At 65.1% G+C, this 14,414-nt stretch carries 11 protein-coding genes and 1 tRNA gene; 11 read left to right on the top strand and 1 reads right to left on the bottom strand.

Going from position 1 to position 14,414, the window contains the following annotated elements:
* Positions 1 to 90 precede the first annotated feature (90 nt).
* Positions 91 to 1,044, top strand: a complete 954-nt coding sequence (locus D573_RS0109420) for an IS1595 family transposase (protein WP_018938035.1) — start codon at positions 91 to 93, stop codon at positions 1,042 to 1,044.
* 760 nt (positions 1,045 to 1,804) lie between these two features.
* Here D573_RS0109420 and D573_RS0109410 read toward each other — a convergent pair.
* Positions 1,805 to 1,880: transfer RNA gene (locus tag D573_RS0109410), tRNA-Ala, on the bottom strand.
* Between the two features lie 251 nt (positions 1,881 to 2,131).
* Here D573_RS0109410 and D573_RS0109405 point away from each other — a divergent pair.
* From D573_RS0109405 to D573_RS0109360, 10 genes are all read left to right on the top strand, one after another.
* Positions 2,132 to 2,917, top strand: a complete 786-nt coding sequence (locus tag D573_RS0109405) for a 3',5'-cyclic-nucleotide phosphodiesterase (protein WP_018176571.1) — start codon at positions 2,132 to 2,134, stop codon at positions 2,915 to 2,917.
* 162 nt (positions 2,918 to 3,079) lie between these two features.
* A complete protein-coding gene (gene phoB / locus D573_RS0109400; protein ID WP_018145420.1) occupies positions 3,080 to 3,769 on the top strand; it encodes a phosphate regulon transcriptional regulator PhoB in 690 nt (229 codons plus the stop codon).
* Positions 3,770 to 3,784: 15 nt separating this feature from the next.
* A complete protein-coding gene (gene phoR / locus D573_RS0109395; RefSeq protein WP_018938036.1) occupies positions 3,785 to 5,107 on the top strand; it encodes a phosphate regulon sensor histidine kinase PhoR in 1,323 nt (440 codons plus the stop codon).
* Between the two features lie 299 nt (positions 5,108 to 5,406).
* Entirely contained in the window at positions 5,407 to 6,381 is a 975-nt protein-coding gene (locus tag D573_RS0109390) for a PstS family phosphate ABC transporter substrate-binding protein (protein WP_018145418.1), read from the top strand.
* A 211-nt stretch (positions 6,382 to 6,592) separates the two neighbouring features.
* Positions 6,593 to 8,863 carry an ABC transporter permease subunit gene (locus D573_RS0109385; RefSeq protein WP_018938037.1) on the top strand — a complete coding sequence of 757 codons (2,271 nt, stop codon included), beginning with the start codon at positions 6,593 to 6,595 and terminating at the stop codon, positions 8,861 to 8,863.
* Between the two features lie 27 nt (positions 8,864 to 8,890).
* Positions 8,891 to 10,558 (top strand): phosphate ABC transporter permease PstA, encoded by a 1,668-nt coding sequence (gene pstA / locus D573_RS0109380; protein ID WP_018938038.1) that lies wholly within the window; start codon positions 8,891 to 8,893, stop codon positions 10,556 to 10,558.
* Positions 10,559 to 10,690: 132 nt separating this feature from the next.
* Positions 10,691 to 11,521, top strand: a complete 831-nt coding sequence (gene pstB / locus D573_RS0109375; protein WP_018938039.1) for a phosphate ABC transporter ATP-binding protein PstB — start codon at positions 10,691 to 10,693, stop codon at positions 11,519 to 11,521.
* Between the two features lie 286 nt (positions 11,522 to 11,807).
* Positions 11,808 to 12,530, top strand: a complete 723-nt coding sequence (phoU, locus tag D573_RS0109370) for a phosphate signaling complex protein PhoU (protein ID WP_018145414.1) — start codon at positions 11,808 to 11,810, stop codon at positions 12,528 to 12,530.
* A gap of 99 nt (positions 12,531 to 12,629) precedes the next feature.
* Positions 12,630 to 13,235 (top strand): DsrE family protein, encoded by a 606-nt coding sequence (locus D573_RS0109365; protein ID WP_018938040.1) that lies wholly within the window; start codon positions 12,630 to 12,632, stop codon positions 13,233 to 13,235.
* 722 nt (positions 13,236 to 13,957) lie between these two features.
* Positions 13,958 to 14,395: a glutathione S-transferase N-terminal domain-containing protein gene (locus D573_RS0109360; protein ID WP_018145412.1), complete on the top strand. Its 438-nt coding sequence runs from the start codon at positions 13,958 to 13,960 to the stop codon at positions 14,393 to 14,395.
* Positions 14,396 to 14,414: the final 19 nt, after the last annotated feature.

The following is a 14,414-nucleotide window of genomic DNA, read 5'->3' as shown; positions in this document are numbered from 1 at the left end:
TCCTGATTAGCGACGAGAGTCAGCCAGGCTCACTGGGTGAGCCACCCCCGGGCGTACGCTGAGGCTACACAGCGAGCGGAGGGTGCCACCATGGCGCAGAATCGGATTCAGTTTCAGCAGGGGATGTCGTTGCCGGCGTTCATCGCCCAGTACGGCACCGAGGCCCAGTGCGAAGCGGCGCTGGAGCGGGCCCGCTGGCCGGACGGCTTTCGCTGTCCGCGGTGCGGGGGGCAGGCCCACTGCGTCCTGCACGGGAGCCCGCGCAAGATGTTTCAGTGCAATGCCTGTCGGCATCAGGCCTCGCTGATCGCCGGCACCGTGATGCAGGGAACAAAGCTGCCCCTGACCACCTGGTTTCTGGCCATCCATCTGCTCAGCCAGGCCAAGACCGGGCTCTCTGCGCTGGCGCTGAAAAGGCAGCTTGGAGTGAGCTACCGCACGGCCTGGGCACTGCAGCACAAGCTGATGCAGGCGATGACCGAGCGGGAAGCGCGCTATGAGCTCAGCGGCACCGTGCAACTGGACGATGCCTACCTGGGCGGCGAGCGGACCGGCGGCAAGGCCGGGCGCGGGTCGGAGAACAAGGTTCCGTTCGTGGCGGCGGTGTCGCTCAACGACGCGGGGCATCCCCTGCGGGTCAAGCTGACCCCGGTCGCGGGCTTCAGCTTCCAAGCTGTTACCGAATGGGCGCGGGCGTATCTGGCTCCGGGAAGCACGGTCCACTCCGATGGCCTGGCGTGCTTCCGCGCAGTCGCAAGGGCCGACTGCCGGCACCAGCCGACGGTCGTGGCTGCGCGCAAACCCCGGGATCTGCCCGAATTCCAATGGATCAACACGGTGCTCGGCAACCTCAAGACCAGCCTGAGCGGGAGTTACCATGCGTTTGCGTTCACCAAGTACGCGGTCCGTTACCTTGCAGCATTCGCCTACCGGTTCAACCGGCGCTTTAACTTGGCCACGCTGCCGGCGCGACTGCTGGTCGCCGCCGTGCACTGCCGGCCAGTGCCCGAGCGCTCCCTGCGACTGGCTGACTCTCGTTGCTAATCAGGACGCTCCTTGCCATATGAGCCATGCCTTGTACGAGAACCGAAAGAAATCTACTGGTCGCTTTGGCGCCGCCCGAGAGCGGAAGCCGGCGGGGAGCATCCCTGCGACCGGCTGTGTGCCGAGAAAGACATCGACCGCCGTCTGATCCGCCCCCAAAGGGCCCCAGACCAACGGTATGGTCGTAAGCTTCAACCGCCGCATCACCGACCTGCTGCTGACGCGCCCCTTTCACTTGGGTCAGTGCTTCAGGGGTGAAAGAGGAAGCCCCGGCCACGCAGGACTTAGAACCGCTATCCGATAGCGCGGAGCAGAGTCACTACGACTGCTTGGATCTGGTGACAACTACGCTGACCGATAGGAACCTGCGGGAAAGGGCAAAGAGGCATTGCGAACACAGGGCGGCCGTGGATCTGCCCGCAGCCCGGTCGAGCACGCACCCCCGTTTGGCGCCACGGGTATGCCTCTTGCGCTCGGCCGACCCCGGTTTCGTATATGGCCAGGGCCTGTTTTGTCTATGTGTCCAGCACTTCGGCCGTATCGTCGGCGAGACGGTCCAGCAGAATCTACAAGTCGGACGGGGCGTCTAGGTCAATTGTTACCTGTTGGCCCGGTTTTCGTGCCTCGGGAAGCGTAGGGCCCAAAAAAAGAAAAGCCCCGCCAGTCATTTACCGGCGGGGCCTACCGCTCCTAAGAATGGCACACAGGATGGTATATATGGCGTTTTTTGCCCTATAACTACCTGATTTTCTGGGGTGTTTGGTGGAGCGGAGGAGGATCGAACTCCCGACCTTCGCATTGCGAACGCGACGCTCTCCCAGCTGAGCTACCGCCCCAAACAGGACGCGCATTCTAGCAACTCCACCGGGTGGCGGGAAGCCCCGCCCGCACAAGATTCGCGAGACGCCCCGCCGTGCCTCGGGATCACCTTTTCGCGCCGCACGTCACGGAACTTGGGCCTGGACCCGGTCTAGCATTAGGGCATGTCCGTCACCCACCTCCAACGACCCGGGGCGACCGACCCCAGCCTCCGGCTCGCGGGTCTGGCCACACGACGGCCCGCTGCTCGCTCGATATACTGTCCGACATGAGTTTGTCCGTTCGCATCCTTGGCGCCAGTGGCGGGATTGGCCCGGGCCGGCGTACCACATCCATCCTCATCGATAACGACATCCTTATCGACGCGGGCAGTGGCGTGGGCGATCTGACCCTGGAGGAGCTGCGGCGCATTCGCCATGTCTTCCTGACCCACTCGCACCTGGACCATATCGCCTTCCTCCCGATGCTGGCGGACATGGTCTACAGCCCGGATGCCCCGCCCGTCCACGTCCACGGCCTCCCGGCAACACTCAAGGCCCTGTGCGATCACGTCTTCAACTGGGTGATCTGGCCGGACTTCACCCGTCTGCCACGGCCCGATCAGCCCTTGATCCGCCTGGAGTCGCTGCAACCCGGTCACAGCATCGCGGTGGAACATCGCGAGATCCAGGTGCTGCCCGCCCGCCATACCGTGCCCGCGGTCGGCTACAGCGTCACCAACAGCGACGGTGCCGCCTTCGCCTTCAGCGGCGACACGACCTCCTCGCACCTGCTCTGGCCCGCGCTGAACGCCCTGCCCCACCTCGATCTGCTGATGATCGAGACCGGCCTCCCAGACGAGATGGAGGGCATGGCGGACCTGGCCAAGCACTACACCCCGCAGCACCTGGGCGAGGACCTGGCGCAACTGCAGCACCGCCCGCGCATTGCCATTACCCATCTCAAGCCCGGCCACGAACAGGCCATCCGCCAGCAGCTCGCCCGCTCGCCGCACCACGACGGCATGATCTTCCTGCACGGCGACGAACGCTTCGAACTCGGCGCCCACCCTTAGCGGCTACTCATCGCTCGTCCTCACGAGGCCCGCAGGGCTGCGCCGATCGGTCGCGAGCCGCCCGAACACGCCACAGGCTGGTTGCCACCGCACCACCTCCCGTTCACACGCCTGTAACATCCCTGTTATCTAATGCGGGCCAGGTAATCACGAGACGGGGCCATGGCCACTCGAATTCTGCTGGTGGAAGATGATGCAGCGATCCGCGAGATGCTGCAGGTGCCGTTCCAGAAGGCGGGCTACGAGGTCCGCGAGGCCGGAGATGTCCGCTCGGCAAAATCCCTCCTGCTGGAAGACCCGCCGGATCTGATCCTGCTGGACTGGATGCTGCCGGACATCAGCGGCATCGACTGGGCGCGTACGCTCAAGACCAGCCCCGTCACCAAGGACATCCCGCTGATCATGCTGACTGCCCGCGGCGAGGAAGAAGACCGCGTGCGCGGCCTGGATGTCGGCGCCGACGACTACGTAACCAAACCGTTCTCGCCGCGCGAGCTGGTCGCGCGCATGAAGGCCGTGCTGCGCCGCACCTCGCCCACCACCAGCGAGGAACCGATCGAGATCGAGGGCCTGCGTCTGGATCCCGTCTCGCATCGCATCACCGGCAACGGCGCGGCCATCAGCATGGGCCCGACCGAGTACAACTTGCTGCACTTCTTCATGACCCATCAGGATCGGGTGTTCAGCCGCGAACAGCTGCTGGACAAGGTCTGGGGCACCAACGTCTATGTGGAGGAACGCACGGTGGATGTACACATCCGCCGCCTACGCAAGGCGCTGGCCGACACCGGGCATGACCACCTGGTGCAAACCGTGCGTGGTTCAGGGTACCGTTTCTCGCAACTTCCCTGACCTTCGGCGGTCCCCGTGCAGCCCCGCAAGACCTGGCCCGACATCCTCATTACCAGCCTGCTGATCGCGCTGCCGCTCCTGGCGCTTGGCTGGGCGACCGGCCAGTTCTGGCCCACCCTGGCGTTTCTGCTTGGGGCGGCGCTGGCCTGGAACATCGCCAACCTGCTGTGGCTGGAGACCTGGCTGCGCCGGGGCGGCCGTGCCGACCCACCGGACGTGCGCGGCCTGTGGGGCGTGATCTTCGACCACCTCTACCGCCGCCGCAGACGCCACGAGAACCGCGTGCATCGGTTGCGCCAGCTGCTGGAGCGCTACCGGGACTCGGCGAAGGCCATGCCCGACGCGGTAGTGGTCCTGAACGATGACCTGCGCATCGAGTGGCTGAACGACATGTCCTGCCAGCTGCTCGGGCTCCACTGGCCGCGCGACGAGGGCCAGCGCATTACCCACCTCCTGCGCCACCCGGAGTTCCTGACGTTCATGGAACGTGCCCGCGAGTCCCTCGCGCGGGTGACCGTGCCCTCCCCGCTGGACAGCGAGCGCCAACTGGAGATGCGCATGCTCCCCTATGGCGACGCGCAGTACCTGCTGCTGGCCCGGGACACCACCCACCTGCACCGCCTGGAGGTCATGCGCCGCGACTTCATCGCCAACGTCTCGCACGAGCTGCGCACGCCGCTGACCGTACTCTACGGCGTCACCGAGAGCCTGGAAGACGAACTGGAGGACCAACCTCAGCTCGCGCGTTCGGTCCAGATGCTGCGCGAACAGTCCGAGCGGATGAAACTGCTAGTGGACGACCTGCTGCTGCTCTCACGCCTGGAGACCGGCGAAACCACCGGCCCGCAGGACTGGTTCAACCCGTTCCCACTGTTCCAGAAGCTGACGGACGAGGCGCGCATCCTTTCGGGCACGGAAGCGCACGCGATCGTGCTGGACGCCGACCCCAAACTGGAGTTCCAGGGCAACCCGGACGAACTGCGCTCGGCCTGCGCCAACCTGCTGTTCAATGCCGTGAAGTACACCCCTGGCGGGACCACCATCACCCTGCGCTGGCGCGCCGACGACGACGGCGCACGCCTGAGCGTCGAGGACACCGGGCCCGGCATCGCCAGCCATCACCTCGGGCGCCTGACCGAACGTTTCTACCGCGTGGATGCCGGACGCACCCAGTCGCGCGGCGGGACAGGCCTGGGCCTGGCCATCGTCAAACATGTCCTCGCCCGCCATGAAGGCCACCTCGCCATCGAGAGCCAGGTCGGCCGCGGCAGCCGGTTCACCTGCCTGTTCCCGATGAGCCGCATCCGCCGCGCCGCACCCTCCGGCCCCTCCAACTAACGTCATTGCGAGGGCCCGCCGGGCCCGTGGCAATCGTCCGCAAACACCCCGAACCCATGGGCCTTTCGGACCGATTGCCGCGTCGCTTCGCTCCTCGCAATGACCTATACCAATACCCGTCATTTCAAGCGCAACGAAGTAATCACCCCCACGAACCCGGCCCCATCCCTACCGGGCCAGATGTCACGCGGCTGTCACATGCGCGTCACGCAACTGCAAGCACCGCTCCCGATAATTCGTCATCAAGGACCGAGCCACTCGGCCTTGAAAACCTCAAGCAAGCCCAAGGGAGTACACCCATGTTGTTGAAGCGAAGCATCCTCGCGCTGGCCACGGCCACAGCCCTCGCCATCGCCCCGCTGACCGCCGCGGCTGAAGTCGATGCCGACATCCCGGCCTACGAGACGGTCTCCGGCATCTCCGGCAACCTGTCGAGCATCGGTTCCGACACCCTGAACAACCTCATGACCCTGTGGGCGGAAGAATTCCAGGGCTTCTACCCGAACGTGAACGTCCAGATCCAGGGTGCCGGCACCTCCACCGCCCCGCCCGCCCTGACCGAAGGCACCGCCGACTTCGGCCCGATGTCGCGCATGCCGCGTGACAGCGAACATGCCGAGTTCGAACAGCGCCACGGCTACGAGATGACCGCCGTGCCGGTCGCCATCGACACCATCGCCGTGTTCGTGAACCGCGACAACCCGATCGAAGGCATGAGCATCGATCAAGTCGACGCCGTCTTCTCCTCCACCCGTCGTTGTGGCGGTGCCGAGGACATCACCCGCTGGGGTCAGCTCGGACTGGAAGGCTCCTGGGCCAACCGTGACATCACCCTGTACAGCCGTAACGCCGTCTCCGGCACCTACGGGTACTTCCGCCAGCACGCCCTGTGCGATGGCGACTTCAAAAACGCCATCAACGAACAGCCGGGTTCCGCCTCGGTGGTTCAGGGCGTCTCCGAGTCCCTGAACGGCATCGGCTACTCCGGCATCGGGTACTCCACCTCCGGCGTGCGCGCCATCCCGCTGGGCACCGAAGAAGGCAACTACTTCGAGCCGAACGGCGAGAACGCCGCCTCCGGTGACTACCCGCTGGCCCGCTTCCTCTACGTGATGGTCAACAAGCACCCGGAAGACGGCCTGACCCCGCGCGCGGCCGAGTTCCTGAAGATGGTGCTGTCGAAGGAAGGCCAGGAGGTCGTGGTGCGTGACGGCTTCATCCCACTGCCGGCCACGGTCGCCGAGCGCGAGCGCAAGAACCTCGGTCTGGAATAAACCGGGCGCAGTACCCGCGCCCAGGGAATGGGTGCAAAGGCCGGGACCCAAGGGTTCCGGCCTTTTTTGTGTGTTGTGCGCAGGCCTACCTCGCCCACCGGTCAACCAGCCGTCACATGGATGTCACGTCCCTGTCACATAGCGACCGTAGCATCACGCCCGACATCCAATGGTTTTGCACGCCCTTCGCGGCGGCTCTCAGGGGAACTTCATGTCCACCGCCACCATCGCCCCGCGTCTCGCCGGTTTCCAGCGCTGGCGCCGCACCAAGGATCGCTCCGCGCGCTACATGATCGGGTTTTTCGGGATCGCCGTGGTCGGCGCCCTCACCCTCATGTTCGTCTACCTGCTGAGCGAAACCCTGCCGATGTTCCAGGGCGCCAAGCTCGACCCCCTGACCGAGTACGCCGCCCCCGGCGGCGCCGATACCCGCACCGTGCACCTGGCGGTGAATCGCCACCGCGAAATGGCCGTGCGCATCACCGACGACCGGCGTGCCGTGTTCTTCCGCCCGAATACCGGCGAGATCGTGCGCGAACAGACCTTGCCGATTCCCGATGACGTCCGGGTCACCAGTTTCACCGCGGCCGAGCCGCGTACCCGCCTGGTGGCGCTTGGCCTCGACAACGGGCAGGTCCTCGCCATCGAGTACGAATACAACGAACGCTTCACCCCCGAGGGCCGCGAATATGACCCACGCGTGGTCTACCCGCTGGGTGACGAAGACTCCGCACTGCTGGATATCGACGGCGATGGCCCCGCCATCAGCGTGGTCGGGATCCAGCGCGGGTCCAGCGGTATTCGTGTCGCCGCCACCACCGAAGACGGCCACATCCGTCTGGTCCAGTTCGAGGAGACCACCTCGATGATGACCGGCGAGACCCAGGTGCGCCGCAGTGCCTACGACATGCCCGCCCTGCCCGAAGGCAGCACGGCCACCCGCATCCTCCTCGACATCACCGGCCGCATCATGCTCGTGGGCGACGACCAGGGGCGCCTGCACTCCTACGACATCCGTCGTCCGGCCAACGCGACCCTGGAAGACAGCAAGCGCGTGATTCGCGGAGACGATGCCGAAGTCACCTCGCTCGAGTACCTCTTGGGCACGGTGTCGATCGTCGTGGGCGGCTCGGACGGATCGGTCACCCAGTACATGCTGGTGCGTGACGACGACAACGTGAACCGCATCACCCGCGTGCGCGAGTTTCCCGCGCACGCGGGGGCCATCACCAACACCCAGCCCGAATACATCCGCAAGGGCTTCCTGACCGCCGACGAAACCGGCCAGATCAAGATCCACTACCCCACCTCGCAGCGCACCCTGGTGGAACGCCAGATTACCGATCAGGCGCTGCATCGAGTGTACGTGGACCCGCGCAACCGCCTGCTGATCGCGATCGACGAGGCCGAGAACTGGCACCTGCAGCGCCTGGAGAACCGTCATCCGGAGGTCTCCTTCCACGTGCTGTGGCAGAAGGTCTGGTACGAGGGGCGCTCGGGTGGCGACTATGTCTGGCAATCCTCCTCGGCCACCGACGAGTTCGAACCCAAGTTCTCGCTGATCCCCCTGACCATCGGCACCATCAAGGCCGCCTTCTACGCCATGTTGTTCGCCACCCCGCTGGCGATCATGGGGGCAATCTACAGCGCCTACTTCATGTCGGCGCGCATGCGCACGCTCACCAAGCCGTCGATCGAGCTGATGGAGGCGCTGCCCACGGTCATCCTCGGCTTCCTCGCAGGGCTGTGGCTGGCCCCGTTCATCGAGGCGAACCTCCCCGCCGTCGCGAGCATCCTGATTCTGCTGCCGCTGTCCATGCTGCTGATGGCCTTCGTCTGGACCCGTGTGCTCCCCGAGCAGGTCCGCGCATTCATACCGGCGGGCTGGGAGGCCGCGATCCTGATCCCGGTGATCCTGCTGGTGGGCTGGTTCGCGGTGACGCTGAGCCCCCTGATCGAGATTTGGATGTTCGGCGGCGACGCGCGCCAGTGGCTGACCGACAACGGCATCACCTACGACCAGCGCAACGCCCTCGTGATCGGCATCGCCATGGGCTTCGCGGTGATCCCGACCATTTACTCGATTTCCGAGGATGCCGTGTTCAACGTGCCCAAGCACCTGACCCAGGGTTCGCTGGCGCTGGGGGCCACACCCTGGCAGACCGTAGTGCGCGTGGTCCTGCTGACCGCCAGCCCGGGGATCTTCTCGGCGGTCATGATCGGCTTCGGCCGCGCCGTCGGCGAGACCATGATCGTGCTGATGGCGACCGGCAACTCGCCGGTGGTCAACTTCAACATCTTCGAGGGCATGCGCACGCTCTCCGCCAACATCGCGGTCGAGATGCCCGAGGCCGCGGTCGGCGGCAGCCACTTCCGCATCCTGTTCCTCGCCGCCCTGGTGCTGTTCGCGCTCACGTTCTTCGTGAACACGGTCGCCGAGATCGTGCGCCAGCGCCTGCGCAACAAGTACGCCTCCCTTTAAAACGCATTCCAGACAGGTCTCGATCCGATGAATAAATGGTTCAAATCCGGCACCCCCTGGATCTGGCTGAATGCGGGCGCGGTGGCCACCTCGCTGGTGATGGTCTTCGGGCTGATCCTGATGATTGCGGTCAACGGCCTGTCGTTCTTCTGGCCGTCCAACGTCGCCCAGTTCGAATACCAGACGGCGCAGCAAAGCGAGCCTACCCAGGTCATGGGCGAGTTCCAGCGCTCCGAGACAATGACCGCCCAGGCCATGCGCGACGCCGGCTTCGACGTGCCCGAAGGCCAGGAAATCGTGGTACGGCACCTGGTCAAGCGCGGCAATCGTGACCTCGACTCGCGAGACTTCCGCTGGTATCTGGACGACTTCATGGGCGAGCGCGAGATGCCTCGCGATGCGGTGGTGCTGGAACGCCTGCAGTGGGGCAACTTCTACGGCTTTGTTCGCGAGTTCCGCGTGGACGACGCGGCCGTGGCCACCGGCAACGAGGCGCGCGTGCGTTTCGAGGCGGTTATCCCCGAGACCCGCGGCCTGGTCCGCCAGATCGAACGCATCGAACGCGTGGACATCGGCGCGATCAATTTCCAGATCGAGCAGATTCGCATTGCCCTGCGCGGTATCGAGCGTGCCACCGAGCTGTCGATCGAAGAGCGCGCCGAGCGCGAGGCGGAACTGCAGGCCGAACGCGCGGAACTCGAGGAGCAGTACGCGGAGCTGGAAAACGAGCGTAACGAGCTGCGCCGCGAACTGCGCCGCTACGCCATCCTGATGGAGACCGCCGACGGCGCCGAATCCGTGATCGCACTGGCGGATGTCGTGAACGCCTGGTGGCCGAACGACATGAGCATCCCGCAGAAGCTCGGGCACTACGTGCACACCTTCTGGGAGTTCATGACCGGCTATCCGCGCGAGGCCAACACCGAAGGCGGCATCCTGCCGGCGATCTTCGGGACCGTGCTGATGGTCCTGATCATGTCGATCGTCGTGACCCCGTTCGGCGTGCTGGCCGCGATCTACCTGCGCGAATACGCAAAGCAGGGCCCGCTGGTGCGCATCATCCGCATTTCGGTGAACAACCTTGCGGGCGTCCCCTCCATCGTGTTCGGTGTATTCGGCCTCGGGTTCTTCGTCTACCTGGTCGGCGGCAACATCGACCAGATGTTCTTCCGCGACGCCCTGCCCTCGCCCACCTTCGGCTCGCCGGCGATCATCTGGGCCTCGCTCACGCTCGCGCTGTTGACCCTGCCGGTGGTAATCGTCTCCACCGAGGAAGGCCTGACCCGCATCGGCGCCAGCATCCGCCACGGCTCGCTGGCCCTGGGCGCGACCAAGGCCGAGACCCTGTGGCGCCTGATCGTGCCGCTTTCGGCGCCGGCGATGATGACCGGGCTGATCCTGGCCGTCGCGCGCGCGGCCGGCGAAGTGGCCCCGCTGATGCTGGTCGGGGTGGTCAAGCTGGCCCCCAGCCTGCCGGTGGACGGCAACTTCCCGTACCTGCACCTGGATCGCGCCTTCATGCACCTAGGCTTCCACATCTACGACGTCGGCTTTCAGAGCCCGAACGTCGAGGCCGGCCGGCCGCTGGTCTACGCGACCGCCCTGATCCTGGTGATGCTGATCATCGTGCTCAACCTGACCGCCATCTCGATCCGCAACTACCTGCGCGAGAAGTACCGCGCCGACAGTGACTGAGATACGACATGCACAACGTCTTTCATATGCACCGTCATTGCGAGGAGCGCAGCGACGTGGCAATGACGGTGCTTTTCCGCCCCCTCGCGGTGCCGGGATGCGTCGAACCCCATTCCCCATGGAGTACCCGAAATGAGTGACACCCAGACCCACGCCCTCAACGTGGCCCAGAATAACCAGGCCCCGCGCGGCCTCAGCCTCGACCGAGAGGACATCTGCCTAACCGCGGAGGGCCTCAAACTTTTCTACGGCGAGGACCAGGCGCTCAAGGGCATCGACATCCGCATCCCGAAGAACCGCATCACGGCATTCATCGGGCCTTCCGGTTGCGGCAAGTCCACGTTCCTGCGCTGTTTCAACCGCATGAACGACCTGATCGATTCCGTACGCATCGAGGGCACCATCCGCCTGGACGGCGAGGACATCTACGAGAAGAACGTGGATATCCCCGAGTTGCGCCGCCGAGTGGGCATGGTGTTCCAGAAGCCGAACCCGTTCCCCAAGTCGATCTACGAGAACGTGGCCTACGGCCTGCGCCTGCAGGGCGTGAAGAACCGCCGCAAGCTGGACGAGGTGGTGGAGAAGTCGCTCAAGCGCGCCGCGCTGTGGGATGAGGTGAAAGACCGTCTGCACGAGAACGCCTTCGGCCTGTCCGGTGGCCAGCAGCAGCGCCTGGTCATCGCCCGCGCCATCGCGATCGATCCCGAAGTCCTGCTGCTGGACGAGCCCTGCTCGGCGCTGGATCCGCTGGCCACGCTGAAGATCGAGGAGTTGATGATCGAGCTGAAGAAGGACTACACGCTGGTCATCGTCACCCACAACATGCAGCAGGCCGCGCGCGTATCCGACTACACCGCCTTCATGTACATGGGCGAGCTGATCGAATACACGGATACCGACACCCTGTTCACCTCGCCTGCCAAGAAGCAGACCGAGGACTACATCACCGGCCGCTTCGGCTAGGGAGACACGGATGAATCTACACCTCCGCGTTGGTGCCCCATTTTGTGCGAGAGCAAGCGCTACAAACAGGCCGACAAGGCCCTTGCCGGTACCAACACTCTGGAAATGGGGCAACAACCCCGTATGTCCTCCCTTGGAGGTCGGGGCTCGGCCGCTTTTGCCCGCTGCCAGCGTTGCGGCTCCCTTGTGCAGAGTCACTGCACGGCAGTCACCGCGCCTTGTCAGCGGGCAAAACCGACTCGAGCGCGGACGCGTACATTCATCAGTGTCTCCCTAGGAAAACACCATGGACAAGAGCTTCTTCAAGCAACACATCTCGCAGCAGTTCAACGCCGAGCTGGAAGACATCATCAAGCAGGTGATGGCCATGGGCGGCCTGGTCGAGCAGCAGCTCGCCGATGCCGTCCACGCGATGGTCGAGGGCGATGCCGAACTCGCCGAGAAGGTCATGACCTCCGACTACGAGGTCAACGCCAAGGAGGTCGAGATCGACGAGGAGTGCACCCACATCCTCGCCCGGCGCCAGCCGACCGCCTCCGACCTGCGGCTGGTGATCGCGGTCATCAAGACCATCACCGACCTGGAACGCATGGGCGACGAGGCCGAGCGGGTCGGCCGCATGGGCCTGCACCTGCTGGATGAAGACCGCAACAGCGCCCCGATGTCGGATATCGCCAGCATGGGCGAACATGTCCGCGAGATGACCCGCGGGGCCCTGGATGCCTTCGCCCGTATGGACGTGGAACAGGCCGTGCGCGTCGCCCAGCTCGATATCCAGATTGACAGCCTGTACGAAACCGTCACCCACAAACTGATGCGGCAGATGACCGCCGCCCCGGACTCCGTCCCGCGCCTGATGGACATCGTCTGGGCCACCCGCTCCCTGGAACGTATCGGCGACCGCGCGCGCAACATCTGCGAATACGTCGTCTATTTCGTCAAGGGCAAGGACGTGCGCCACACTAGCTACGAGCAAATGGCCGAGCAGGCCACCGGGGACCGCCACTGACCCCGGCGACTCGACTCTGCCCACGCGCGGGAGCCCCGATTCTGCTGCCCCCGTGCGCGGGTGTTTGCGTGGTTCGGCGATCCTCGCTTGAATAGGGCCATGTGGATTACCCGCTCACGCCCTCGACCATTTCCGCTTCCCGCCTGGCTGTTCGTGGGCGGCCTCATTGCCATGCTGGCCGTGCCCAGCCTGCACGCGGGCCCCGTGACCTCCCCTGACCCGCTGCCCCCGGGCGAACCCGCCGCGGCCGTCGTCGAACTCCTGGAACGCGACAAGCTCCCCGAAGGCGTGGTCTTCGAGATCATCGAGAACGACCGCGCAGCGCTATCCGCGCTTCTTCCCGAGATTCGGGCCAGTGTCGCCCGCCTGCGCGAACGCGACCCCGACTACCCGGTGGCCGTCGTCTCCCACGGTGCGGAACAATTCACCCTGACGCGTAGCGAGGCGACGCAGCACCCCAGCCTGCACGACGAGGTGGAGGCCCTGGTCCGCGACGAAGGGGTGAACGTGGCAGTCTGCGGCACCTTTGCCGGCTGGCGCGGCCTGGACGCGGAGGCATTTGCCGACTTCGTCGAGGTCGCCGACCGCGCCCCGGACCGCCTCGATGACTATCGCGAACTGGGCTTCGAAGTGATCCGCCTGCGCCCGTCGCTACTCGACGCGCCCCCGGAAGACCCTTGGGAGTTCGACTTCGGCACTCCCTGAGCATGCCGATTCACAAAGATCCCCACCACGAAGACGCGAAGACGGTCGAGAGCATGTAACCATGGAGGTCACGGCCGGACACCGAGAACGGCAGGATGGTTAACGGGATAGGAGCTTTGATGCGGGCTGAGCAGCACGGATCGGTGTACCGATACCCATTTCTGCGCACCCTTGGGCCCCTTCACGCCGCGCCCTCTGTATACGCCGTGGAAAGACCGCCCTTGATCTTCTTCGTGCCTTCATGCGGTTTGTGGAAAAGCGCTCTCCTGATTAGCAACGAGCGTCCGCCAGGCTCAAGGCCCGTGCGGGCCCGGGTCTCCAGGCGCCTCCTACATCGTCATCCCGGAAACCGCGCAGCGGTTATCCGGGATCTCCACGGTATGAGTGACGCGTACGTTGGGGCTGGAACGGCGTGTGGAGATCCCGGCTCTCCGCTGCGCTACGGCCGGGATGACGGGGAGGGGGCACTACGACCGGGATCACAATCAGGGTGAGCTCCGCCCGGGATGACAGGGCAGGGGTAAGGGCCCCGGGAGGGTGACACTCCCAGGAAGGCCTGGATCAAAGTGGCCCGGGGTGGGCCATGCACGTCCCCAAATGGGTCCCGCCACTGGCTGACGATCGTTGCTAATCAGGAGCGCTCTTGGGTTTGAGGGCGAAACTAACGCCTCCATCGCTCGAGATGCTGTAACGGTGTCGGGCTCCTGTGGCATCCTTTCGCCATGAGATTCCTGATTCGCACCTTCTTCCGTGGCGTCCGCCTGATTCTGACCCCGTTCATGCTGATCGGTGAGCGCGTGTCGCGCCCACGCGGCATCGAACGGGACCCGGCCGACCAAGCCCGAATCGACGAACAGACGCAACGCCTTGCCCTGTATCATTTCCCGGCGTGCCCGTTCTGCATCAAGGCCCGCCGCGCGATGCAGCGCCTGTCGCTGGATATCGAACTGCGCAACGCCCAGGCCACCGGTCCCTGGCGCGAGGAACTGCAGAACGAGGGCGGCCGCCTGCAGGTGCCCTGCCTGCGAATCGAGGAAGAAGACGGCTCGGTGCGCTGGCTGTACGAATCCGATGCCATCATCCGCTACCTGCGCGAGCGCTTCGATCCGGCACAGACGACCGATCCGACTCCTGCGCCCAACAGTCCGCCGCGTTCCTGATGTCGAATTGGCTTCCGAA

The organism is Thioalkalivibrio sp. AKL9 (assembly GCF_000377825.1).
In the GTDB taxonomy this organism is placed as follows: Bacteria; Pseudomonadota; Gammaproteobacteria; order Ectothiorhodospirales; family Ectothiorhodospiraceae; genus Thioalkalivibrio; species Thioalkalivibrio versutus.
This window is presented reverse-complemented; position numbering and strand designations above follow the sequence as displayed.